The following is a 24,303-nucleotide window of genomic DNA, read 5'->3' on the forward strand; positions in this document are numbered from 1 at the left end:
CAACGATTTTCCTCGTCTAGGCTGTGCTTATGCACATTCCTTCTGTTCCACTCCGTCCATCCCTCGATGAACCTGAGGCGAGCGAGGGCCGCTGGGTACTGCTGGTGACGGAGCTCAAGGGCAGGCTCCCCGCCATGCAAAAGCTATTCGTAGAGCGGGTTCAGGCCATTGCAGGTTACTCGGGTGATTCCTTTGCTGTCGAAGAGTTGGAAAATTCAGCGGTCGTATCTATCGGTCTCATCCTCAATTCCATGGCCGGCGAAGAACACTATCCACGCATGGTGGAGTTCGCCACCGGTTTGGGCGCGCGCCGCGCCCGGCAGGGAGTGGCGGCCGAGGCCCTCATGTCGGCAGTGCGCCTAGACTTTCCCATCATCTGGTCCACACTCCTGCGCCTGTCCACCTCCGCCGATGCATCTCTCATGGCTTCACGAGCCGAGGATGTTTGGCGCGTGGTCGATGACTATGCCTCCGCGATCCATTCAAGCTACCTATCAACCCGAGTTGCTATGGCGCAGCAAGAAGCCGGGGTAAAACAGGAGTTCATCTCGGCTCTTTTCAGCGCTCAGGGTCGACATGTTGAGACACGCGAGCGGTTTTCCCGTGCGTTCGATGTCAATGCAGACGCCCAATACGCCATTGCTGCCGGCAAAGGGCGGCGGTCGGAACAGCTCCGCAAACTGGCCGCGTTCCCCACCCCCTCAAATCCGATCTTCCTTCACGAATCCGCCGATTACACCTACGTATTCTGGCCTATCACGGAAATTAAATTCGGTACCCAAGATGCATTACCCACTGGGGTGGCAACCATTCCCTGCGGCGTGGCAGTCTCTGCAGATGGCCTGATGGGGTTGGCAAGCGCCGCACGAGTCGCCGCCGCTCTCTCGGAACTGGCCAAACCCACTGACCACGCTCCCGTAACTGTGGACAAGCACTGGGCGCGGCTTGCAAGAACTCGCTTAGACGAGACTGGCGTCGACCTCAGGGCACTTCTGGAGTTGCAGTTGGGCAGCTGCCGTGCGGAAGAGCTTGAACGGCTGAGGGAAACGGTGACCTGTTTTTTGCTCAACGGAAATGTTGCAGTCACTGCAGAGACCTTGTTCTGCCACCGAAATACCATCCTCAACAGGTTGCGACGGTTCAAAGAAGTGACCGGGATCGATCTGACCGTTCCCACCGAAATAGCCCGGGTCGTTATTGCCTGGGCGTAATCATTCATCGTTGTTGCTGTAATGGCGGATCGTGAGTGTGCATCTGCCCAATCCCAGGCTCCCAAACGTGTGCGGATCCGCCTTGTGACTCACAGCACCTCGAATGGATAGTAGAACAAGATGTTGAAGTTACTCCTTCCTATTCTCCTCGCCCCGGATCATCACCATTGGAGCCCCACATGACAACCGACGTAACACGTATCACTGCGGAAGCCGAAAAACTGGACCGCAGTAAGATGCGGAAAATTGCCACTGCCAGTGTCATTGGCACAACTGTTGAATGGTACGATCTGTTCCTTTTCGGAACGGCATCAGCGCTCGTATTCAACAAGATTTTCTTCCCGGATCTCGACGGCGCAATTGGTACCATACTGGCGTTCATGACTTTCGCCTCTGCCTACGTGGCTCGCATGGTTGGCGCCATCATTTTCGGTCATTTCGGAGACCGAGTGGGCCGCAAATCAATGCTGTTGATCTCCCTGATTGGCATGGGAGTTGCTACCTTCGGAATTGGCCTGATTCCAGACTTCAATACGATCGGTGTCGCAGCGCCCCTACTGCTGCTTACCTTGCGACTGTGCCAAGGACTCGCGCTGGGTGGCGAATGGGGTGGCGCTGTCCTGATGACCGTGGAGCACGCTCCAGCGGATCGGCGCGGGTTCTTTGGTTCCATGGTTCAGATCGGTGTCCCGATCGGAACCTTGCTGGCCAACGTTGCGTTTTTGATCGTGGCCAGCACTCTCGATGAGGCAAGCCTGCTGAGTTGGGGTTGGCGCGTCCCCTTCCTCCTCTCCGCAGTTCTGGTTGCCGTGGGAATTTACATCCGTTTGCACATCGAAGAAACGCCCTCCTTCAAGAAGGTCCAGCAAACCGGCGCCAAAGCCAAAATTCCCTTTGCCGTCCTGATGAAGAAATACTGGCGCCAGGTAGTCCTTGGCGGCATCGCCACGCTGTCCACCGGCAGCACCTTCACTCTCTTGGTCGCTTCAGGCGTCAACTACGGAACCAAGGAGCTAGGCCACTCAAAGACACTGCTGCTGTGGGCAGTCATGTTCGCCTGCATCGTGGCCTTCTTTGCCATTCCATTCTTTGGCCGGTTGTCAGACAAGGTTGGGCGTAAGCCCATCATCTTTGCCGGCGTGATCGCAGAGGCTCTGCTCGCTTTCCCCCTCTTCTGGATGATGGATACTGGATCTCCCGCATTATTGTTCCTCGGCTATGGCCTGATGATGCTGGCCTTCTCCGCCAACTACGGACCCATCGCTACGTTCCTCGCTGAACTGTTCGGCTCCAAAGTTCGTTACTCCGGCCTATCTATCGCCTACATGCTCTCCGGCTTGCTGGGCTCCGCTGCCACACCTGCAATCACCGTAGCTCTACTTGCGGCGACAGGTCAGAGCTCATCCATCGCTTGGTACGTCATGGGCGCGGCAGTCGCCTCGTTGCTGGCCCTCCTGCTCCTTACTGAAACCCGATACGGAAATATCCACGAAGTCGAAGATGCGCCGTCAGATAGTGTTGAGGTCTCCAAATGAGCATCCGGCGCATTCACGCCGCACCTGGCCATGTCACGCCCGTAGGACCTTACTCCCAGGCCGTGGTAGCCAACGGGTTGGTGTTCACTTCCGGTCAAATCCCAGCTCGGAGTGACCCCACTGACCAGCCTGCGGAGTTTTCGGACCAAGTGCGCCAGACCCTTCGAAACCTTCAAGCCATTCTTGAAGAGGCCGGATCGAACTTGGATCATGTTATTAAAGTGAACACCTACCTAACAGAAACCGAGCAGCTGACTGAGTACAACTCCGTCTATGAGGAGTTTTTCGGAGCGCACAAGCCGGCGCGAACCTCAGTGTGTGTCTCGCTATGGGGCGTCAGCCTGGAAATCGAATGCGTTGCCGCACTCATCGAACCAGCCAAGGAGCTGTAGCGAATGACTGAATCACCTGTGGACTTGGTAGAGCAAGGCTTATTGGACCAGCTCGGGACGCTCAGCCTGCCCACGTTAGGGCATTTTTTGGAAGATGGTTTTTGCTCGCCAATGATTGCCACTGTTGTCCCTGGCAGCAGGATGCTCGGGGTCGCCTCCACCGCTCTCATTCCCGATGCAGACGCCATCGCGGTCAATCAAGCTCTGGTTCGGTTGCGCCGAGGCGAAGTGCTGGTTCTGGACATGGGCGGCGATAACATCCATGCCCCGGTAGGCGCAGTCACTGCTGCGGCTGCCAGGTCAAAGGGTGCCGCCGGAATTGTGGTCAACGGCCCCGTTACCGACGTGGCCGAGCTCCGCGAACCGGCGGAGGACGGTTCTGTGCTGCCGGTCTTCTCACAGGGCAGCACCTGCCTGACCACCAAGCGGCACAACTCTGGCCGTAGTCTATTTGGCGTGACAGTTACCATGGGGGGCGCAACAGTGCACCCTGGTGATCTGATCATGGGTGATGACAATGGCGTGGTGGTCCTGAGCAAAGCGACAGCCGCCGCTGTGATTGACAAGGCACAAGCCTCAGATCTTGCAGAGCCAGCCATTCTCGGAAGAATTGCGAGCGGCGAGCCTCTAGAGAGCATCTTGGCACTGGGTTAGGACGTGCAGGCAAAAGCAGTGGCCCCGTTTCCCTCGAGAGAAACGGGGCCACTGCTTTTTTGGGGCTATGCAAGTGGAGTACGGATGAGTTTCTTATTGACGAATTCACTCATGCCGTACTTGGCCAGTTCCCGACCAACACCGGAAGCTTTGACACCACCGAAAGGAAGGTCGGCTTGGGTTCCGGTGGGGCTGTTGATCCAGACCATCCCTGTGTCCAGACGATCCGCCACTTCCTTTGCTTTTTCGGGGTCGGCGCTAAAGACCGATCCGCCGAGACCGTAGGCCGAACCATTAGACAAGGCGATGGCCTCCTCTGCATTCTTGACTTTGTACACTACAGCCACCGGGCCAAAAATCTCCTCGTGAAAAGCACGCATGTCAGGAGTGACGTCTGCCAGCACAGTAGGGTGCATGAAGGCGCCTGGGCCTTGGAGGCGCGTTCCTCCTGTCAACAACCTTGCACCCTTGGCGATTGCGTCATCCACTTGGCTAATAACTCCTTCCACTGCCGCTTCAGAAGCCAAGGGGCCAAAGCGAGTGGAGGCATTGGCCGGGTCTTCTGGGACAACAGCCGCCATTTTAGAAGTAAAGGGTTCGAGGAAATCGTCGTAAATATCTTCCAGCACTATGAATCGCTTAGACGCAGTGCAAGCTTGTCCACCATTTCCCATGCGTCCGGACACCGCGGCCTTGACCGTGGCCGCCATATCTTGGGAGTCGAGCACGATGAAGGGATCCGAGCCGCCCAGTTCAAGGACAAACTTCTTCAGATTTCTGCCCGCAATCTCCCCGACCGCCGAACCCGCACGTTCGCTGCCCGTCAGAGAAACACCCTGGACCCGGGGATCGGCAATAATGGTTGCCACTTGATCATTAGTGGCGAATAGATTGATGTACGCGCCATCCGGAAGGACTGCTTCTTCGAAGATCCGCGCGATAGCCAGCGCTGAGCGGGGGCAGCTCGGGGCGTGTTTGAGCACAACTGTATTACCCAGCATGAGGTTCGGAGCCGCAAATCGGGCAACCTGATAGTAGGGGTAGTTCCACGGCATGATGCCAAGAAGCGGCCCCACCGGAGCAGTGCGGACAATGGCTTCACCCCCGCCTCTAACGGTGAGAAACTCATCTGCGAGGAAGCCAGGGCCCTCCGTGGCGTAGTAATCGAAGATGTCAGCCACCAAATCTACCTCCCCTATAGACTCCCGCAGCGGTTTGCCCATTTCCTCGGTGATAAGCCTCGCCAAGGACTGCTTTTGGGTGCGGTACAGGTCCGCAACCCTGTGTAAGATGCTGGAGCGGTCATGGACTGGCGAGTGGCGCCACGTAGCAAAAGCCTCATGGGATTGGGCAATGGCGGACGCTATTTCGGCATCGGTTGCTTCTGGGAATTCCTCGAGTGTGGCGCCAGTGGCGGGATTTATTACCTTATATGCTGTCATAGCTCCACGCTACCGGCAGCGTCGCTTACGTGGGAAAACACTGTGTGGGCGCCCAATCTGCGGCAAAGCTCTGGGGCAAACGAACAACTTTGCCAACACAAACGCAACCTTCAGTTACAAGCTGCGTCGAGGGTGGCTGTGGACAAGTTCTACCCTGAAGATCTACCCACACTCAGAGTGAATACTTCGCTGGATAAGTTAATGCTCGCGGAAGTACACTCCCGCTGCCTAACCCGCCCTCCCAAGCGCCTCTATTGCCGAAAGAATCAGCAGAATTCTACGATCTTTTATTGATGCAGATCGTAGAAGAAAAATTTACGAATATCTGCTGGCTCAGTCAGCGCGTTAGCAGCGTCATCCTTATTGCTGTGCACCACGACCTCACCGGATCTACCTCGCAAGTGAATGATCTCCGTTGAGCGTCCCTGCTGGGCACAGGCCAAGTAATCCAACGCGGTTGCACCTCTATGCTCTAACGGGATCGAGTGGGCCTGCGGAATACGATATTCGAACCGAAACAGTCAGTGCTGAATAGCCGGAATTACGAACCAAGAAAATACCAACCGAGACTGTCACCGCATGTCAGAGTATGTTGAGTGCTCAAAATTCCTCAGTAGTTATCAACGTTTATAACCCCGCTTCACCAAGAAGGGACCATTTCAGGCTGCCGATAGCCCCTTTTGATCTGTTCCTGCCTGGTGAGGTTGCAACAACAAGAGGTACTAAACACTCTCCACTTTGCACTGATTGAGATGAGTTTTGTATGACATGGTGGGAACTCTCGCCCGCCGGCTGGGCGGGCTCGATTACAGCCAATCAGCCATCAATGATGCCCTTCTCATTTTACTCTCGATATATCCCGAGCCGCGCGCTCGTTTCACAGCCAGGGTTGATTTTTTTCATCCGATGGGGACCTGATGGCATGGGCGCGCTGTTGGCCATACGTGGACGACTGCTCCTTAGCCAAAAGCAGCAATCGCGAAAACGGCGACACGGTGGATGCACAAGCCCAGCTGAACGCTGGCTGGTGGTTTTGGGAAGCTGTCGTAGGCCCTTGCGTTTACGACGGCTTTATCCTTCTTCGCGGCTTGTACGGATTCACACGCAGCCGGCAGTTTTCACGGGCGTCTCGAAAGCCAACCCAGAAACCAACTTGCGGACCACTTTCCGCGAAACCCGGCGCAGGCATGGCGCAGCAGCAACCGACTGGTATCCGCAATCAAAGTGGGCCAAGCCATCACGCGTCTGCAGTCAAGTACCCATCAAGTACCGCCGAACGCGTAACCTCGCGCCAACCAGCAGGAAAATTCATCTGAATGTCATCCACATGCCCAGCCAATCAAGTACCCTGCAAGTATGAATCACGCTCATTGGCCGCGGCACATTCGACGTCTCAAGTTACCCCCTATCCCCTGGAGCCCGCCGGAGCCTATGCCGGTACGTAACGTCTGAGCCTTGGTGGAGCCTCAGCGTCAAACGGTGCGATGATGCCAACGTCTACGGCCTCTCTAACAAAGTGTGACGCCGGGGCACTGTTATTTGGATCGATACCCAAAAGCTTCGACTAAGGTGAATCCCGTAGACATCAGCTTTCACTGCCGACGTTTAGTTGGCAGATAATTGCTCGCTTTGTACTTTGAATTGGGGAACAACCATGCGCATCAGTCGCGTCCAGATTAATAACTTCCGGAGTCATCAGTCCACGACTATCGATTTTGACGACTACACAGCATTGATCGGGGCGAACGGGGCAGGCAAGTCATCCGTGTTCTACGCACTGCAATGGTTCTTCGAGGGAGGTCCCATTTCTGCTGGTGACATCAATACGAAAGAACTCGCCGAATCCGAGAAGGTGACGGTTTCAGTGGGCGTAACGTTTGTTGATCTGTCCGATGCTGATCGAGAACGACTCGGTGAATACGGGAGGGGCAATAGTGCTCACTTCTTGCGTGCATGGACGACGGGAGAAGATAAGTCCAAGGTCGTAGGCAACGCACTTGCGGGGCCCAACTTCCCCGAACTTCGGCGCGAGACGAGAGTTACTTACAAGCGAAAGCTGTATACCCCCCTTCGTGCATCGGTGGTCAACCTTCCAGATCTGGGCAACACCGCTACCGCCGCAGACATAGACCAGGCTCTTGCGGATTGGGAAAGCATGCCAGAGCACGCTCCCTTACTGGAACAGATCGACCACAGCGATGCCAACCATCTCTTTGGAATCAACGGTCGCAATGTAATGCGCGAATGTATCAGGCTCATTCTGGTGCCGGCAGCAACCGACATCTCAGCAAATGTGGGCGCAGCAGGACGGGGATCAACTCTTGCCGACCTGATTGGAGCCGTTACAAGCGCGGCCAGCGCCCAGGCGCGAGCCGAATGGAGTGCAAAATACTCGGCAGAAATTGAAGAATTGAACAAGGCAATCCGTAGCGGCGTAGAAGCGGCAACTGCTACGCATGCTGCTCGGATCAACACGCGCCTCGCCGCTATGATCCCCGACGCATCGATCGATTTTTCTACGGAGGTCCCCGAATGGACACCCAAGGGCGACCCCAGCGTTTCCACCCAGGTGTCTCTCGGTTCGGCTACTGGTGACTTGGGTAACCAAGGCCACGGTACACAGCGCGCGGTGATGATCGCAATGTTCCAATCGATGGCTCCCGATGAGACCTCAGTAGCTGCCGAAACCCCGCAGGGCAGTGAAGAAACGGACATCGAATATCAGGCTCGCCTAGCTGACGCGGTGAAACAGCTTCCGACGCTTATCGTATGTATCGAGGAGCCGGAAATTTATCAGCACCCAGTTCGAGCCCGTGCCTTTGCGAGGGTCTTGTCCGATCTATCGACCCAGCCGACCATTCAGGTGGCCGTGGCTACGCACAGTCCCTATTTCGTTCGGCCTACTCAATTCGAGAACCTTAGACGCCTCAGTATTGTTGATGGGCGTTCGTCAGTAGATTTTGCTACTCTCGCCGCTTCTGCTGCTGCTGTCGGGGTAGATGCTGCGAAATTCAAGATGACAATCGAGCGCTATCTCCCCTCCATCTTCTCAGAGGGTTTCTTCGCCGATGCGGTTGTTTTGGTCGAGGGTGATACCGACAAAGTCTGCCTCGAAGGTTTAGCCGATCGGCTCTCGTTCTCATTTGATCTCGCAGGGATTGCCGTTATCCATGTGGGCGGCAAAAACGAGCTGTATATGGCATACGTAATCCTGGATTCGCTTAAGGTCCCCACATATGTCATTGCAGATGGTGATGCAGACCGCGCAGATGCGAAACATGCCTCGGGCTCACCCGGCCATGCGAACGCAATGGAGTCCAACGAACGACAAACTGCTGGAATCGTTTCCTGGCTACCCCCAGGCATCGCAATTAAGGGTGCCGTTCCCTATTCTTTCGGGGATCCAACGGTCATTACCGATTCGTTCGCGATCTGGCGGGATGACCTAGAGACGGAACTTGCAAATTGGCCCTCCTTCATTTCAGAGCTAGGCCGGGCCAAGGGTGCTCTCCGGGAGAAGAAAGTATTCACATATCGTGCGGCTACGGTGTCCGCTCTTGAAACGGACGTTCCCCATAACCTGAGAGCTGTTGTGTCGGCCATTCAAACATTTTCCGGACGCTAACATTTTACGGTTATTCATTCTGCGTTTAGCGGGACTGCCCGAGCTTCGATGACTACTCTCAGGTAGAGACGGGGCACTCCCGCTTCACAGTCCATCGAACCAAATTGAACCCTTTCAATTGGTGAAGTTCAACAACGATGTGACTGACTTAGCTCTCGAAGACGTCATGCCGGTGGACGAGTTGCGGAGAAGCTCGTGGAGTTTGATGCCGTTTCCGAAACCGACGAAGAATCGGCAATGGGAAGCCCCGGGTGTATAGCTGCTGCCGCGATGGCTTGTGCCATGGCCCTGCGTTTATCACAAGGATGAAAAGCCCATAGCGATCACGTGCGAGTTGTATCGACCCGTCCACGGCGACGCCAACGTCGAGACAGCGACTGTTGCCCAGTGCATGGAACAAAGTCAGACTGAACATGGCGCAGCACACTCTGTCAGCCGGCATGCCAACGATCCAACTGGGATATTCTGTGTGACATGACGTCACACGCAGTAGAAGCCCCCGAAACTCCATTTTGGACTCCCTCTGGAGACAGTTTAGTTGTCAAGGCCGACAATCTCCGATTCCTAAAGACCCTTCCGAGCGACAGTTTTCGACTTATATACATTGACCCCCCGTTCAATACTGGAAAAGTTCAGACAAGACAAACTATGAAGAATACTCGTTCGACCACGGGAACTCGGATTGGATTTAAAGGGCAAACATATGACACGGTCAAAGGTGTCGCCCTTAGCTATAATGATTCCTTCGGTGATTACTGGGAATTCTTAGAGCCTAGGCTTGAAGAAGCTTGGCGCTTGTTAGCAGATAACGGGACACTCTACCTCCATCTTGACTACCGCGAAGTCCATTATGCGAAAGTACTCTTGGATGCACTCTTTGGCCGCGACTGCTTCCTCAACGAAATTATTTGGGCATACGACTATGGCGCTAGATCTAAGAAAAAATGGCCAGCTAAACATGACAATATTCTTGTTTATGTGAAGAATCCCAAGGAGTATTATTTCAATAGCGCAGAAGTCGACCGCGAGCCATATATGGCTCCAGGTCTCGTTACCCCGGAGAAGGTGGCTTTGGGGAAACTTCCTACTGACACTTGGTGGCACACTATCGTTTCACCCAATGGCAAAGAAAAGACAGGATACCCTACTCAGAAGCCTGAAGGAATTATTAGGCGAATAGTACAGGCAAGCAGCGCACCAGGTGACTGGGTCTTAGACTTTTTTGCGGGAAGCGGCACAACAGGTGCAGTTTCCCACAAGCTTGACAGGAAGTTTGTATTAGTTGATAGTAACTATGAGTCGATAGATGTAATCAAAACAAGAATCTCCTCCATAAAATCATCCTCAAATGTCCAATTCAGAGAATTCTTCTAACGAAAGCTGGCGTAATTTCGATGTTTGAAAAGTTAAATCTCGATGATGATTATTCGATAGTTAGCGACCTTTCGCGGATGATCGAGAAAGATCAAGTAATAGATCGCAGTTGGGTGGACAGTCCATTTGAATGGCTGATGAGGGCGCCATCCGCAACTAAAGGCGCAGTCGGCAAAAGATTGACGGCTTCGTGGGCTGAGGCGCGCGGCATTAGAGTGAATTCCGGGACAGGTACTGATGGTGACCGCATCATGAACGGTGCCAAGGTGCAGATTAGAATGTCTACGCCCTGGGAGAATGGGCCTTATAAATTCCAGCAAATCAGAGACCTTGACTTTGACTATCTCTTTTGTTTGGGAGTTTCCCCCCATTCTGTTCATGCGTGGCTGTTTCCAATCCATTTACTGAAGCAACACGTAATAGGAAAACTTGGGCAGCATACAGGAAAAGGGGCGAGCGAAACGTCGTGGATCGAGCTGGGCCCGTCATACCAACCGGCATGGGCCCGCGACTACGGCAGTTCACTCGATCGGGTGTTTGACCTCCTGTCAGAGCATGGGAATCCCGCCTAGACCTTGCAATGGACGCCTTCACGGCGGCGGCGCAGTAGTTCGGCGCACACAGCGTCATCTACTGTGCCGCGTCAATCCTGCATGTCAAAGTGGATCTCCTCCAGGTGGCTCCCTTCCAATGTGCGGGTTCGGGTAGTGCCGCAGTTGTAGTGATCTCCGAGTGGTCGGACCCTGCTCAGCGGGTGGAGACACTGCCCGCCACCACAGATAGGTCCCTCACTACGCTTGTAGCGACAGAAAGAGTGTGCCGGAAGGTCTGGCCAGTAGATGACTGGTAACCATGCCCCTCCAAGAAAATATCAGAAGTTTGGAATTCCAGGACTCCGGTAAGTGGATCGGACCCTTTTACGTCCCGGCTATCCATACGATTTCCGGCTAACCTGACGGTTGTTGCGCGTCGCATTGGATGACCGTGGGTAGCTGCGTGGCTTGACGATGTGGCTTGGTGGACTGGATTTCCGTGGTGGCCTCTTGACGTTCTTCGTTGGCGTCTGCAAGCTGACGATGGACCGCTTAAGCGCCCGTTTGAATGCACCCAAGAACGTTCTGGATATGCAAGAAGCGCAAAATAGAAGGGCGAGGATCCTGGCCGCACTCAAATATCGGTCCTACGATGGATGAAGGCTGCTGTGCAGGTGCTGCCAGCGGAACTGAGGTAATCGGAGAAGCAGCGTGAGGAGGCCGGTACATGAAACTTCATCGCAGTCTTGCCTCGTCCGCTCGCGAGCAAACAAATGCAAACGCGGAAGACTGGGAAGCCACCTACCGCCAAATGGTCCTCTACGACCTCGCCGCCGACATGGAACTCGGCTTTTTCCTCGCCTACTACCGTAACTTCGCCGTACCCAGCATCGCCGCAACTTTGCACCGCAACGGCGAAATCACCCAGCGCCCCATTAAGCGTTCATACGACACGGCCATCGTGACCTACGAGCTTGTCTGCAACGGACTGGACAGCGACCGCGGACGTCACATGATCCGTCTCCTCAACCACGTCCACCGCCACGTCCCCGGCAACAACGACGATTTCCTCTACGTCCTACTCACTCTCCTCGTCGTCCCCATCCACTGGGCCCGCACACACGCATGGAGGGCCCCAACGCCAGCGGAGGAATCAGCAGCAACACGTTTCTACAAAGAACTCGGCGCGGGCATGAACATGGGAACTATCCCCTCGACGTTCGCCGACGCGGAAAAGTTCTTCGACGACTACGAGCGCAAGAATATCGCCCACTCCCCCGGTGGCGCCGAGCTGATGGCCAGCACCGTTCAAATCCTCAAATCTAGACTGCCCACGCCCGCCCGGCCATTTGCCAAGACAATGCTCACGGCCATGTTCGACGACGACCGCCTCACCGACGCCCTCGGCCTACCCCGCACCACACAGCTGAGCAAAGCAACCCTCAACGCCGTGTTGACGGCACGCAACACACTCCAGCACCGGCGCCCGCTCAGCACCAAGCCACATTTCGTCCCAGGCGAAGCAGGATCCAGCCTCTACCCCAGCGGCTACCGCCTCGATGACATCGGCCCGGAAAACATCATGACCCCAGCCAGCGAGCCGCATCATGAGCCATCGTGACGCCCGCCGCGCCGCCGCCCGCGCCAACAAGGCCCTAATTCTCGATGGCGAAGCCTCCCTGGAATCGATCCAGAAGGCCGTCGAGGCGCTGAGAGGCATCACCATCGTCATTTCGGCATTGGACATCGAGCAGCACGAACTGTCCGCTCTGACTGCCGACTACAACGACAAATTGAAGTTGGTCTACTACGCGCCGCAACTGTCCCTGTGGCACCGGCAGCACAGCATCCTCCACGAGTTCAGCCACCTACTTCTGGGACATGAACACACCGCGGCGGGCATCAATATCGGCGAATTTAGCAGATCCTTTCCCACGCAGCCGCGGAAACTCCTGGGCCGGAAGAGCTTCACCGACGATGCAGAGAGGACTGCCGAAATTCTGGCCGATCTCCTCGCCGACCGCATCAGTGGCAACGGCCGGAAGGGCCCTGACGAACCCGGCGGACTCCAGGAAGCCTTCGGCTGATGCTCCTTATACCAGCGCTGACGCTGTGGGCTATGGCCATTGTCCGGCTCACGGCCGTCGTCGACCCCCGCCGCGCCCATCTGTTCCGCGCCACAGTCTTTGCGGCGGCGGCCTGCACACTTCACATTGCCCCGGTCTACTACGCGGTGGATCCTGTGCTGGGCGGGCACAACACCGTCGGCCTCGTCCTGCTGATGTTTCTGTTGACCGGGTTTTGGCAGTTCCGTGCTGCCGTTCTGTTGGCGGTCTTCGCCGATAATGTACGACGTCGGCACCGCCTTGCGCTGGGAAGCGCGGCAATGGCGGTGGCTGGGATGGCAGTCACCCTCGGTTTCCTCACAAGCCAAGTGGACCGCACCGACCAGAACTTGCCACTGGCCTACGGAGACCAAATCGGTATGCAGATTTTTCTCTGGACCGGGTCCCTGTTCATCATTTGGGTCTGCATCGACATTATGTTTGCCTTCCGCCATCGCATTGCTTCCCTGAACGCAGTGACTTTTCGTCTGGGCTTCCGCCTAATCGGGATTGGGAGTGCAGCATTTTGCCTCATGCTCGTAGACCGGCTGCTTTCTGGGATGATCGTGGCTTCGGGCGACCGCACCAGCGGGTTGCTAGCGTTCTTGGACACGTTCAGCGGTGTGGCGGAGACAACCGCAGTCGTGCTTATTGGGATAGGAGTTGTCCTCCCGCGATTGGGCGGTCCGATCAAGCTTCTTCGGCGAGATCTACATGCCCGGTTGCTCTTGATTGAGATCCACACGACGTGGCGGCAGGTAACCGCGGGGACCCACGACGTCGTCCTCAACCCCAACGAGATTTCGCTGCTGGACTTCATGGCGCTTCAGCCTGTGAAGCGTTTACACCGCAGAGTGATCGAGGTACGGGACTATGAATTCAAGCGGCCAGAGCGCCCTCTCGGACCCAAATCTTTGGTGTTGGTCAGCCACATTGAAGATGCACTGATCGGCCACTGAACCCGGGTCGAGACTACGTCGCTTTACCTCGTCCTCCCCATGAACTGGTGACAGGAGCTTCGGCTCATGATCCGTGGATGGTCGGAGGAATTGTGGAACGACTCAGCATCAAGACCCCGGACGATTTCATTAGCCTGATGGGGCATACTCTGGGGTACTGGCCGAGGGAAAGCCTGGTCTGCATCATCTTGGATGATCGGCGTATTGGCGCAACCCTGAGGGTCGGCCTTCCCCCAGCAGGAGCGGATCCCGACCGTTACGTACAGGACGTGGTCAAGTTCATCGCCACTGACCGTGAGGCAACCGGCGTCGTCTTCGGCATCTTCACACCCGCCCCATGGGAGCCGATGGACGACCGACCCTACGAGGAAGTAATGGAAACACTGACCGAGAAACTCGCGCAACACAACATCAAGGTACGCGACGGCTGGATCATCGACGACACGTCGTACACCAGCTACTTCCAGTTGATCCCCGATCCGCTAGCCCGCACACCCCTCGATGAAATCAAGACGAGCGAGCTCAACGCAGAACTGGTATTTCGCGGTTCCAGCATTGAGTCCGGTCCAGGATTTCGCATCCCCATTCTGGCTCGGCGGGACCTGAGCGAAGAGGTGTTCAAGAACTGCCTCCGAATTGAGGCCATGACACCGCCTGCCGCCACCGCTAAGGCGCGAACCTTATGGGGCGCCTTACTCAACGATGCAGCACTGCCCACTGATGCACAGTCCGCTGAGTTGCTGGCCGACTTCAAGTTCATCTCCGTGCGCGACCGGCTCCTGGCTGATATTCCGGGGCTGGACGACAGCATGGGCAACTTGCTCCTGGGCCAAACAAAACGCCCACCTCAATGGCAACGCGTTGACCGCGCCCAAGAACTTCTCCTTCACCTATATACCCGCGCCGACGGCCCCGATGCGGCACCAGTCCTCACAAGCTTGGGCATCATTCAATGGTGGGAAGGCAAAGGATCCCGCGCCCACCAGTGCTTCCAACATGCCCTTGAAGCCGATCCAAACTACAAGCTCGCCCAACTCAGCGACCAAATGGTCGCCGCCGGCATTCTCGCACCCTGGGCAATGGACAAGAGCTCCGCATATCAGCCGCCCATGAGCCGCGGGCCACGGATAGAGGGCATGGGTATGGGATAGTCACTATTGTCTTGCCCCGCCCAAACAGCGGTTCAACTACCGCTTGGCATAAGATGTGATCACTATGAGTGACTCACTATTTGATTTTGACTCCCCCGGAGACCCCAAATCTGAACCTGTCCAGCAGCGAGACATCCCGGTCAAAGATCACCAGGTCCAGCAGATCCGTCTTGCGCTCGACGCAGCCGGAATCGTCGGCCAGGATGAGCGGCAAAGTGGCATCCAAGCGTTTGTATCTCGGCCGGTGCCATCACTGCGCGAACTACACGCCCAGGAAGCGCACACCATCATTCAACGCCTGAAACAGCTACAGAATTCAACGCCCACCAAAACGGGGTCTGCATGGGACCAGCGTGAAGAAGAAACCTGGATCGATAAATTGTAGTCCAAACGAATGACCGTGGGACGGGACTCGTTCCGACTCCCGTCCTTCCGTCCTTCTCAGACTGCGTCGACGATGGCCGATTCTCCTCGTGACTTGTCGACGACGCGGAAACCAATGCGACCTCTGGGCGCAGACTTATATGGAACCGCAAGAGAAAACAGGGTGGCCACATCCTGCAGATTGATTGGATCGAGTAGGTTGTCGGGATCGCGATCTGCCTTGGCCGTTGACACAGGATCTGCAGCAAAAGTCAGGAGCATGGCGCCTCGGGTCGGCGTGTAGAGCCCTGAAGCTTCGGGCCCTCCTTCTTTCTTCAGGTTGCCTGCAATGTGCTCCACTGCCGCCCTCTGTCGGAATGAACTGCCTGAGAAGCCCCCGCGGTCTCCACGCCGGCTTCTGCTAAGCAACTGCACGTCGACACCGTCGACCGTCCGCTGTTGGATCCCCTGAAGTTCAGGGAAAACGACTGCCCAGTCAACTAATTGACCTTTGTCCATGGCTTGTTTCATAAACCGGAGTGTCGGGGCAAATGAGTAGCCACTAGTCCAACGGAAGGCGTCCAAGGCGTTATACATGTCTTTCGCGGATACTAAAGCAACTCGGCCCTCAAACGTCTTTGACTTAAGGCTTGTTTTTTCAACGTATTCAAACGTTTTCAGTGTGCTTCTGAGGTCGAGCCAACTCCGAACCGCTTGGAAATGGGCCACGTTGGCCGAACCGTCACCACGATCAATCTGCCGCGGAAAATCGCGAAGTTGCCCACCATCTCCTTCGAAGTCCAATTCTGCGTTGTACATTTTGTTCGCCCCTGTGGGTTTGAGCCAAGGGAGCTGCTGGAAGACGAGTGGAGGAACATCGATGGGACGCACTTCCGGTCTGCCGTCCTCGTCCATTTTGGAGAATGTGCGCAACTGAGAACGAAATGCTTCCTCGTCCTGGATGATGGCTGTAAAGGCGTCGTACAAGTCGTAGGACTTGCCACGTGCGTCAACGACGTCCCGGGCAATGTAGAGGCGCACCAGGTCTCGGTAGCCTAGCCTGTAACCAAACCAGCGTCCCATCTGCATGAGTGTGTCCGCAGCGGCAGCACGCCTGCGGTAGTAGGTGACGGTAAGGCCCTCGACGGTGAACCCTCGGCTGAGCTTCGCGCCTCCCACCATGACCCGCCAATAGCGCCCTGTGGCGAAGTCCATCGCCTTGTAGTCGCTTTCCTTCGACCCGTTGACAATAACGACGGGATCGCCAGCCACCATTATCAGATCGATGGCGGCGCCAATGTGTTTCTTGAGCGCATCGAATTCCTGCGGCATGTCTGCACCCCAGTCGTTGCGGGACCGATGAACCTCAAGGAAATCCCCGGAGTAGAGTTTACGAAGACGGTCCATGCCTTCCGCACGATTGAATTGGGACGTCTTCCACACATCGCGGATCAGCTCAGCGAGGTCCTTGTGCTCGCTTTGCTTCACCGACTCGTGGGCAAGCATGGTGTGGTGACGGAATGACAGATTAGGAGTGTTCTCGGCGCGCCATAATTTGATGGCACCGGATAGCACGAACGCGTCCAGCGCTGAGCGTATTTCTTCACGCTCATCGTCGTCGTTGTTCGCGTAGAGGCTGCGCATGAATGCGACAGCGTTGGAATTCGACGCGTCGATGGGCCCGTCGTCCGGGAGCGGCTCAAGATCGTGAAATTGTTTGCCGCCCATGTACTCAGACGATGGTTCCAGCGCGACGATGAAATCGCGTGGAAAGATATCCTCTGAGTCGTCCGGGGAGACAAAAACGTTGGCGAATGGTGTTGCCGTGTATCCGATGTACTGAGCCCTCGGCATTTCGCTCAAAATCTGCGAGATGAGCTTGTTTATCGCTGTCCGCTGTTTGTCTTCAGCCGTCTTACCCCGGTTCGGGTTCGTGGTGTTGACGGACGCCTGATCAGCCTCGTCGTCGATGATCAGGACGGGGATCTCCTTGAGCGACGCATGCACGTCATGAAGGTCGCGGAGCAGCTTCTCCAGTACGGTCTTGTTCTTCTTCACGACGGCCAAACGCACGTCTGCACCGAAGAGGTTTACAGGGTCGTACAAAGGCTTGTGGGGATCCTTCAGTTCCCCTGCACGGCGGTAATCCAGCGTGTCAAGGCCAGCCTTCAATGCCTTGTAGTCACCGGATGCTGTGGTGAGGCGCTTGATGGCCGGAATGTCGGGCTGCGAATTGATGTCGATGCCGTGTTTGAGGAACTTACCGTCGAGCCAGTCAGAGTCTCCGTCCCCGATGTAGTCGACACCTCGAACGGCATCGGCATTGTTACGATCCCGGCCACCGAGAATATTTTCCTCGCCGACGAGTTCGCGGTCGAGTCGGCGCTGTGTCTGGCCGCGAAGTAGCTCGATGGTGCCAGTGAGCACAATGATCAAACGGTATCCGGCGTCGATCGCTTTGGCGGTGATGCCTGTGAAATTTGCAGTCTTTCCGCTCTGCACGTAACCAACGACGAGGCCCTTCGACTGGTATGACGTTTCTCCGGCAGGATCTGAGAGTCGCCCGACGATGTCGGAAGTTGATTCGTCCAGGTTGGCGATGGCTTCTGGTTTCCATCCGCTGCGCTCAAGCACGCCTCGGTAGGCGTTCCAGTAGAAGTCGTGGTCCGTCTTTCGCTTTGCCGTGTACCAGGGGTCCCAGGGCCCGGGATTCGCGATCACGATGTCTCGCTGCGCAACGCTAGGGAATGCCCCATCCAGGACTTCACGACTGGTCGTGCTGAGACCGAGCTTGTCGAAGATGCGGATGCGACGAAATGTGGTTTGTGGTTCAGTATCGTCTGCCCAAGGCGCGTCTGCCTGCGCGTCCCACTTGGCCAGGCACATGTGAGCTGCCTTCCGTGCTGGCGCATTGCCGTCCCCTTCCACGATCGCGGCGACGACTTGAGGCTCCACGGCTTCCAGGTCAACTTCCTCAAGCCACACATTCACCCGAGAAAGCAACCTTGCTGGCCCCACCTCCCGCATGCCGTCGAAAGCGGCACGAATGGCAGTTTCGAGATCTGGTTCAAAAGGGCTCATGCATGGTCCTCGCAATAGTCATCGAGCGGCGCCGGAGGGGCCACGAAGGGAAGATGGCTCACATCAATACGATACGAGACACCACTGACAAGCACGCGCTGCGGCACAACCTCGTCGAGCCGAGGTCCAGTAATGGCCGGGAAAGCCAAGTCAACCAAGTACGTCCGCGGAGTCGATCGAAGCTGATATTTCGTGCGGTACAGATCGGCGTCGGCGTCCTTCCACCCGAGTCGTTCCAATGCCGCATCGAAGGCCCGGCGTGACCGGTCGAGCCCTGTGCGGATCAGGGAAATCAGTGCTGGCAGGGTGAATCCCTCCGCAGCGGCACCAGCGAGGGTGATCTGCACAGACACGAGATACAACGGGCGCCCGGGCACAGGTTGGAGCTGGGACTCACTCCCAATCACATGAACCCGTGCCTCTGAGCGAGTTGTTTTCACCTCTGCATCAAAGTCTTCGAATCCGAAGTCATGCTCTTCGGACAGTGGACCCAACCACGCTCCGACTGCCGTATCTTCCCCAAGCCGGCCAAGGGCATGATGGAGGACCAATAGCTCACCAATCAGCCCGGTTTCTTTCTCATCAGACATACGCCGTCGGCCAGACAGGAGATCCTTGAAACCGGACAAAGACTCCGAGACCGCGTGACGGAACGAGGCCCCGCCTTCCAATTGGTCGACAATGGACTCTATCAGAACGTACGCCTCGTAGTGCATGCTTGTCGCATCCACAGTCAGCTGGTACCAGTCCCCCGGCCTGCCGATCAGACTGGTGCGTTCGACCGCGATTCGCTCGTAGGCGGCGACGTCTGGTTCGCTCCCCTGCGCGGGACTGATCAATCGCATTTCCTGGCGCGACGGATCAATCTCTAGGACGGATTCAACAGCTGTTCCCATCTGAAAAGCTGCCGCCACACCAGATTTGAAGTAGTCCTCTACCGTATCCGGCGAAAGGTGCTCGCGCTCAGGCATCGCCATGATTCCCCATTTTCTGCGCCTGCTGGGCGATCTCGTCCCGCAGTGCCGCAGTCAACAGCTGCTGCCATGCCAGGATTTCTGACTTTTCCCGTGAACCCAAGTGCGATCCCTCAAAGTACTTAGAGAAGACGAGTACCAACAAAGTCTTCACGAACGGTGCATCAACGGCGTCCATGCTGCCCGTTCCGGCAATGATGTCGCGGTACTGCTCGTTGAGCCAGATGGTGCGCGATTCCAGATCAATTTCAAACGGGGCCTCGGAAAGCTCCACGCGCCACCGGACATCGACAGTGCCGGAATCGTGGAATCCCACAGTGCCCGAGAACGCATCGAGCATGTCGCCACTGAACCCGCGTCCCAGTTCAACCAGTTCCACAGGACGCTTCACGTAGTGGCGTGATTCACTGCGGACACCGCTCGCTCGGCCCAGATAATCCGCCAAGGATGACGAGCCACCAATGACGGCACCCAGCAGTGCTTGTTTGAAGTCGCCTCCCAGCTCCAGCCCGGACTTTTCCGGGTTCATGGTGACGTGGGGTTCAAGATCATCGGTGATATCGATCGAAACACGTGCATATTCGAGTTCGGGCTTCGCCACGGAGAGCGTGTTCCACCCGCCCATCTGCAGTAGCCGATCATTCCGGTAGAAATAGAAGCCTTGGGCCAATACGCCAGGACGTCCACAGAGGCGAAATTCAGGACTTCCGGATTGTGCAGCGGGCCATATGTGCGCGATGCCCGTCACCTCGGATTCGCCGAGTTTGGCCCGAAGCGCGGCGGGATAGGCGTCGTTCACCAAGGGTACGTACTTGAATGGATCAATGGCTGATACGGTCCGTGTCACCCCGGAATACTCTAAATCCACGTCAAAAACATCGACTGTGATTTCGACTTTGCGTGTGGCAATCTTGCGATGGAACACGATGCCAAGATGCGCCATGACTGCCGTGATGCGCTCGTCAATCCATCTCGATTGGTCCCCTGCGTCCAAACTGCTAAGGAAAGTTCGTGGCGCGTCCCATTCGACCACGGTTCCGCAATTCTGGATCAAGTCAGCATGGTATGTGCTGAGGTATTCCTGGACGTCGGATCCATCCATGTCTGCCACCTGGGTGGGCTTATCGGCAGTGATCACACGCCCGGCGGGCTGGGCGCCCACCATCTTCGAATAGACACGCAGAATGTCGGCTTGGCTGAGGGAAGCAGCTTTCAATCCCAGTCCGAAGTGTCCCAAAGCGCCTGCGTCGTAATCACGCTTACGAGCGAATGTCATGGCGTCATCGAGCCGGGTCCCATCCATGCCATTGCCGTTGTCAATCAGACGCAGGCCAACGACAGCCCCCTTTTGTTCCAAAAATCGCAACAGCACCTGGGTGGCGTTCGCATCAATGCTGTTGTCGACCAGATCGGCGATAGCCGTCTCAAACGTATGGCTTCTTCCCACTGCCGAAGCAATTGACGGGTCCGGGGGCACGTCACGGACAGCCGTTATGCGAGGACCTGAGACTGCCATCAGATTGACTCGAATTTGTTCGTGCCAAGTCCCAGGTTCGTCCCGTTCTCCCGGACGGTTCGCACCACGGCATCGCCGAAACCGGCGCGGCGGCCGGCATCGATGGCTAGGTGAATCTCCAGGGTGTCAGGGTCGGCTGCCTGCAGGTGCACCAGGAGTTCCTCAGCAATCAATTTTAGTTGCGCGGCAAGGTCCCCTGTTGGCTTTAATTCGATGGACCCTTTGTACCGGGCATTGGGAATGGAAGACGGCGCCACTCCTGTCGGCACTGTACTTTCGGCCCCCGGGGTGGAGACCTGCCCCGTAAAATCGGCTCCCCTGTCAATGATCCCCGGGCTTGGCTCAGCAGCGAAGGCCACTGCCGTCTCCCTCGCACGCTGCGAAGACGCCAGCGCGGGGCTCACCAAGAGCATTGAGTCGGTGATGAGGTGGGGTGAGGCATCTTCCAGCGGGATAAGCAGTCCGACAAAGTCCCCGGTCCCTGCGTCGTACCCCTCGGCAACGGCAAAGCCGACTTCTGCCCAAGCTGGGTCATTAAAGACAGCGCCAACGGCGTCGAGCAGCACCTGCTTGTCGCGGAACCGGGCCAGGTAGGGGTAACGGGCGTGGTATTCCCACAGCTCACCGATACTAATTCTTCCGTCGTTCCACTTGCTGCGCAGGTGGTTCCGGAGCTCGAGCACAAGCGATTGGGGTGAGGACTGCACGATCACCACGTCTGTCTTGTGCAGGCGCTCCCCCGCATGACGGGCGATCGAGTTGCTCGCACCGTCAGCCTTGGCAGCGGCGATTCGGAACGGTTGACTACCGTCCATCTGTTCCGGGTACAGCGTCCAAATCCAGGTCTCTCTGATCCGCTGGATGACGGTTTGGTTGAGGCTGTCGATTCTGCGGCCGGCCTCGGCGACTTGCCCCTGGGTGAGATCCAGGGAATCTTTGTCCCGCAAGATTTCCGTCCACGCCAGGTGCTGGCGGACGGCCGACTCGAGTTCAGGCCAGCGTGTCCCGTCGGCGGCAAGCACCACAACAGTATTGGCATTGATCCGGGGCGCCATGCCCCTCTTCATTACGAGCTCTTCAGCGTATCCGCGTGCGGTCGATCCCTTGGCCTTGTTTTCATGCGTGAACTCGGGGTGCGCAATGACCAGACGTGCTTGGTCGGCTTCAACTACCTCGGTTGTGTCGGAGGGGGCGATGAGAATATCGGGGAACTCAGGGATCTGCCGGGGTTCTGTCTTGCGCAGCCGGTCGACGACGGCAGCCCATACGTCAGTCTGGCTGTAGGCGTCGGCGCGCTCAGCCACTTTGCGGTTCAGTGATGGCTGGCGGTCGAACCAGTAGCGGTCCCTGTCGGTGTAGAGATAGGTGGAACGGTCGCCGAGGAGGCCCATTGCAGATCCGAAGTTGCCAATGGTGTCACCGGGCATGGCGACGCCTAGGAAAACACGTTTACGTTCGATACCTTTGTGCTGGCTCTGCAGGGTGGCAGCCGACCCCATAAACGTGGCCCGGGCGATCCGGCGTGTCAGTGCCCGCCGGCCGAACAGTTCCTTCTCCCTGTCGATCTGCACCGATGTCGACTGAGCTCCGTCAACGTCCTTGTCGATGATTGCTTTCCAGGCGTCATCGAGATAGCCAGTGATCTCGTCCCGCACCGCGGCGGAGTCGAGCGGCATGGAACCCGGCATGATGAGTGGTGAGTCGTCGCCAGCGGAATAGAGGGCATGCACCACCGCACTCATGAGGCGCAGGACACCGCGGGTCCGCTGGAAGCGCTCCAACGTGGACCAGTCCCCGTAGAGTCGGTCGAACAGCTCAGGGTGAATGGGGAATGCGGCACGCAGACGAGCCTTGTAATCGGGGTCCTTGGTCTCACGCGGCAGTTCGCCGATGTTCTTGATGTAGAAGTCGAAGAACCGCTCCACCGTGGCGTCAATCGTTCGTTGCGCGTTGGCATCTGGTTCCTGAAACAGGCGGCGCTTGACGATCTCGAAGGACTCCGTGCTTGAGGCAGGCGTCCAATTCTGGGCGACACGGGAGACCACGTTCTGCAGCCGTTCCAAGGCAGCCCGCCCGTTGGCGCCTCCGACTTCAAGGTCGGAGGCCACCGGGGCATCTCCGTCTCGGCGCACATCGGAGGCCGGAATCGAGACGAGCAGCAACGTTCCAGGGACTGCTTTCACCGCCTCGGTCAGTAGTTGGGCAAAGGTGAACTGGGTTTCGAATGTGCCTCCTACGAGGCTGTCGTCTCCATAGAGCCCACGGGCGTAGGCGACCCATTCGTCAATGAGAATCAGTGCTGGAGAGTACTTTGTAAGAACATCCCGCAGCGCAGTGCCGGGATTCGTGCCGGTAAGGTCTGAATCTGCCACCATGGCATAGCCTTCGGCACCTCCGAGTTGCCAGGCCAATTCACCCCAAAGGGTTCGAATGACTGTACCGTCGGCTTTCTGCCAGCTCTGCCCGGGCGACAGCTCGTTACCGACAATGGCCACCCGCTTGATCGACCGCTGGATGACTGCCGTGTCGAGGCCTGCGAGCAGGCTTTGCACACCCTGGGGATAGTCCGTGAGCTGGCGTCCGCTGAAGAGGTGCCAGACGGCGAGCATGGAGTGAGTCTTTCCTCCGCCGAAGGTGGTTTGCAAGTTGATGACGGGTGCAGCGTTAAGGTCTCCACCGACCCGCTTCACAGCAAGCGTGAGCAGTGCCTTAAGGCCGTCGGTCAGGTAGGTGCGGGCGAAGAACTCGACGGGGTCGTTGTAGTCCGCTGATTCCTCGGCGCCGGTTGAGACCTGGTGGAGGTCGGCCGCGAATTCGGCGCGTGCGAAGTCGTTGGAGGCGATATCAGCATGCGGTTTGAGGACCTCTCGCCACGGCAGTAGGTCTGTTGTGCCCAATTCCGGCATTCTCGATGCTGCGCGGGTGTCGCGCCGCGTCTCTTCGGCGTAGGTCGCTCTCTGGACATCAAGCCGCGACTTGCGGACAGCGTCGGCGGCTGCAGCCGCACCGACTGCGCGCAACAAGCGTTCGATCGTGTCAAGTGCCCGATAAGTGTCATCGGCTCCGAACAATTTCCGGTGTGCCCAGCTGTCACGCACACCGCGGAGCTCACTTGCAAGATTCTGTTCGCCCCGCGACAGCACGCCATTGAACACATACCCTAGGCTGCCGAGCGGCTCGGTGAGGGCACGGAGCTGTGTCTGCGGATCATTGGGAGAATACTCTTTGCCCGGGATGCCGTCTTTGACCGCCAGGATGCGTGTCCAGTCGCTTACCTCGGCGGGAAGGTGTGGAGACAGCACCCTGTCGATGAAGGGTTCGAGTGTTTGGGCCAGGACGTCAAGGGCTGCGCCGACCCGGTCGATGTTTGAGAGAGCCATTGCCTGTC

At 57.0% G+C, this 24,303-nt stretch carries 17 protein-coding genes; 12 read left to right on the forward strand and 5 right to left on the reverse strand.

The features are described from left to right. The first annotated feature begins 29 nt into the window (after positions 1-29). From AB0O97_RS06770 to AB0O97_RS06785, 4 genes are all read left to right on the forward strand, one after another. Positions 30-1,211 carry a helix-turn-helix domain-containing protein gene (locus AB0O97_RS06770; RefSeq protein ID WP_363881189.1) on the forward strand — a complete coding sequence of 394 codons (1,182 nt, stop codon included), beginning with the start codon at positions 30-32 and terminating at the stop codon, positions 1,209-1,211. 179 nt (positions 1,212-1,390) lie between these two features. Beyond that, complete coding sequence (locus AB0O97_RS06775; protein ID WP_363881191.1) at positions 1,391-2,746, forward strand: MFS transporter; 1,356 nt, start codon at positions 1,391-1,393, stop codon at positions 2,744-2,746. Next, the gene (locus AB0O97_RS06780) at positions 2,743-3,138 is read left to right on the forward strand and encodes a RidA family protein (protein WP_363881193.1); all 396 of its coding nucleotides are present in this window, start codon (positions 2,743-2,745) and stop codon (positions 3,136-3,138) included. Before AB0O97_RS06775 ends, AB0O97_RS06780 begins: the two co-directional genes overlap by 4 nt. A 3-nt stretch (positions 3,139-3,141) precedes the next feature. After that, positions 3,142-3,792 carry an RraA family protein gene (locus AB0O97_RS06785; RefSeq protein ID WP_363881194.1) on the forward strand — a complete coding sequence of 217 codons (651 nt, stop codon included), beginning with the start codon at positions 3,142-3,144 and terminating at the stop codon, positions 3,790-3,792. Positions 3,793-3,857: 65 nt separating this feature from the next. On the opposite strand, the gene AB0O97_RS06790 is transcribed toward AB0O97_RS06785, so the two are convergent. Then, positions 3,858-5,234 (reverse strand): NAD-dependent succinate-semialdehyde dehydrogenase, encoded by a 1,377-nt coding sequence (locus tag AB0O97_RS06790; RefSeq protein ID WP_363881196.1) that lies wholly within the window; start codon positions 5,232-5,234, stop codon positions 3,858-3,860. A 1,654-nt stretch (positions 5,235-6,888) separates the two neighbouring features. Between AB0O97_RS06790 and AB0O97_RS06795 the strand changes: the two genes are divergently transcribed. The 8 genes from AB0O97_RS06795 to AB0O97_RS06830 all read left to right on the forward strand — a co-directional run bounded on the left by AB0O97_RS06795 (position 6,889) and on the right by AB0O97_RS06830 (position 15,366). Then, positions 6,889-8,859, forward strand: a complete 1,971-nt coding sequence (locus AB0O97_RS06795; protein WP_363881198.1) for an AAA family ATPase — start codon at positions 6,889-6,891, stop codon at positions 8,857-8,859. Positions 8,860-9,333: 474 nt separating this feature from the next. Continuing rightward, complete coding sequence (locus AB0O97_RS06800) at positions 9,334-10,233, forward strand: DNA methyltransferase (RefSeq protein ID WP_363881200.1); 900 nt, start codon at positions 9,334-9,336, stop codon at positions 10,231-10,233. Positions 10,234-10,253: 20 nt separating this feature from the next. Then, the gene (locus tag AB0O97_RS06805; protein WP_363881202.1) at positions 10,254-10,805 is read left to right on the forward strand and encodes a hypothetical protein; all 552 of its coding nucleotides are present in this window, start codon (positions 10,254-10,256) and stop codon (positions 10,803-10,805) included. A 688-nt stretch (positions 10,806-11,493) separates the two neighbouring features. Further along, complete coding sequence (locus AB0O97_RS06810; protein ID WP_363881204.1) at positions 11,494-12,387, forward strand: oxygenase MpaB family protein; 894 nt, start codon at positions 11,494-11,496, stop codon at positions 12,385-12,387. Next, entirely contained in the window at positions 12,374-12,853 is a 480-nt protein-coding gene (locus AB0O97_RS06815) for a hypothetical protein (RefSeq protein ID WP_363881205.1), read from the forward strand. The genes AB0O97_RS06810 and AB0O97_RS06815 overlap by 14 nt, the downstream gene beginning before the upstream one ends. Beyond that, complete coding sequence (locus AB0O97_RS06820) at positions 12,853-13,830, forward strand: hypothetical protein (protein WP_363881207.1); 978 nt, start codon at positions 12,853-12,855, stop codon at positions 13,828-13,830. Before AB0O97_RS06815 ends, AB0O97_RS06820 begins: the two co-directional genes overlap by 1 nt. Positions 13,831-13,907: 77 nt before the next feature. Next, the gene (locus tag AB0O97_RS06825) at positions 13,908-14,981 is read left to right on the forward strand and encodes a DUF4192 domain-containing protein (protein ID WP_363881209.1); all 1,074 of its coding nucleotides are present in this window, start codon (positions 13,908-13,910) and stop codon (positions 14,979-14,981) included. Positions 14,982-15,045: 64 nt separating this feature from the next. Then, the gene (locus AB0O97_RS06830; RefSeq protein ID WP_363881211.1) at positions 15,046-15,366 is read left to right on the forward strand and encodes a hypothetical protein; all 321 of its coding nucleotides are present in this window, start codon (positions 15,046-15,048) and stop codon (positions 15,364-15,366) included. 56 nt (positions 15,367-15,422) lie between these two features. On the opposite strand, the gene AB0O97_RS06835 is transcribed toward AB0O97_RS06830, so the two are convergent. Genes AB0O97_RS06835 through AB0O97_RS06850 form a run of 4 tightly spaced genes read right to left on the reverse strand, consistent with a single transcriptional unit; the run spans position 15,423 to position 24,295 of the window. Next, on the reverse strand, positions 15,423-18,425 hold the full coding sequence (locus AB0O97_RS06835) for a Z1 domain-containing protein (RefSeq protein ID WP_363881213.1): 3,003 nt from the start codon (positions 18,423-18,425) through the stop codon (positions 15,423-15,425). Then, the gene (locus AB0O97_RS06840; RefSeq protein WP_363881215.1) at positions 18,422-19,402 is read right to left on the reverse strand and encodes a PD-(D/E)XK motif protein; all 981 of its coding nucleotides are present in this window, start codon (positions 19,400-19,402) and stop codon (positions 18,422-18,424) included. Before AB0O97_RS06840 ends, AB0O97_RS06835 begins: the two co-directional genes overlap by 4 nt. After that, complete coding sequence (locus tag AB0O97_RS06845; RefSeq protein WP_363881217.1) at positions 19,389-20,915, reverse strand: ATP-binding protein; 1,527 nt, start codon at positions 20,913-20,915, stop codon at positions 19,389-19,391. Before AB0O97_RS06845 ends, AB0O97_RS06840 begins: the two co-directional genes overlap by 14 nt. Next, positions 20,915-24,295 carry a Swt1 family HEPN domain-containing protein gene (locus tag AB0O97_RS06850; protein ID WP_363881219.1) on the reverse strand — a complete coding sequence of 1,127 codons (3,381 nt, stop codon included), beginning with the start codon at positions 24,293-24,295 and terminating at the stop codon, positions 20,915-20,917. The genes AB0O97_RS06845 and AB0O97_RS06850 overlap by 1 nt, the downstream gene beginning before the upstream one ends. Positions 24,296-24,303 lie beyond the last annotated feature (8 nt).

Source organism: Specibacter sp. NPDC078692 (genome assembly GCF_040686835.1).
Taxonomy (GTDB): domain Bacteria; phylum Actinomycetota; class Actinomycetes; order Actinomycetales; family Micrococcaceae; genus Specibacter.

Coding starts and splice junctions, on each gene's coding strand:
- AB0O97_RS06850 (WP_363881219.1), bottom strand. CDS start 24,295: ATGGCTCTCTCAAACATCGACCGGGTCGGCGCAGCCCTTGACGTCCTG.
- AB0O97_RS06790 (WP_363881196.1), bottom strand. CDS start 5,234: ATGACAGCATATAAGGTAATAAATCCCGCCACTGGCGCCACACTCGAG.
- AB0O97_RS06815 (WP_363881205.1), top strand. CDS start 12,374: ATGAGCCATCGTGACGCCCGCCGCGCCGCCGCCCGCGCCAACAAGGCC.
- AB0O97_RS06825 (WP_363881209.1), top strand. CDS start 13,908: ATGGTCGGAGGAATTGTGGAACGACTCAGCATCAAGACCCCGGACGAT.
- AB0O97_RS06800 (WP_363881200.1), top strand. CDS start 9,334: ATGACGTCACACGCAGTAGAAGCCCCCGAAACTCCATTTTGGACTCCC.
- AB0O97_RS06775 (WP_363881191.1), top strand. CDS start 1,391: ATGACAACCGACGTAACACGTATCACTGCGGAAGCCGAAAAACTGGAC.
- AB0O97_RS06820 (WP_363881207.1), top strand. CDS start 12,853: ATGCTCCTTATACCAGCGCTGACGCTGTGGGCTATGGCCATTGTCCGG.
- AB0O97_RS06770 (WP_363881189.1), top strand. CDS start 30: ATGCACATTCCTTCTGTTCCACTCCGTCCATCCCTCGATGAACCTGAG.
- AB0O97_RS06830 (WP_363881211.1), top strand. CDS start 15,046: ATGAGTGACTCACTATTTGATTTTGACTCCCCCGGAGACCCCAAATCT.
- AB0O97_RS06845 (WP_363881217.1), bottom strand. CDS start 20,915: ATGGCAGTCTCAGGTCCTCGCATAACGGCTGTCCGTGACGTGCCCCCG.
- AB0O97_RS06785 (WP_363881194.1), top strand. CDS start 3,142: ATGACTGAATCACCTGTGGACTTGGTAGAGCAAGGCTTATTGGACCAG.
- AB0O97_RS06805 (WP_363881202.1), top strand. CDS start 10,254: ATGTTTGAAAAGTTAAATCTCGATGATGATTATTCGATAGTTAGCGAC.
- AB0O97_RS06835 (WP_363881213.1), bottom strand. CDS start 18,425: ATGAGCCCTTTTGAACCAGATCTCGAAACTGCCATTCGTGCCGCTTTC.
- AB0O97_RS06795 (WP_363881198.1), top strand. CDS start 6,889: ATGCGCATCAGTCGCGTCCAGATTAATAACTTCCGGAGTCATCAGTCC.
- AB0O97_RS06780 (WP_363881193.1), top strand. CDS start 2,743: ATGAGCATCCGGCGCATTCACGCCGCACCTGGCCATGTCACGCCCGTA.
- AB0O97_RS06810 (WP_363881204.1), top strand. CDS start 11,494: ATGAAACTTCATCGCAGTCTTGCCTCGTCCGCTCGCGAGCAAACAAAT.
- AB0O97_RS06840 (WP_363881215.1), bottom strand. CDS start 19,402: ATGGCGATGCCTGAGCGCGAGCACCTTTCGCCGGATACGGTAGAGGAC.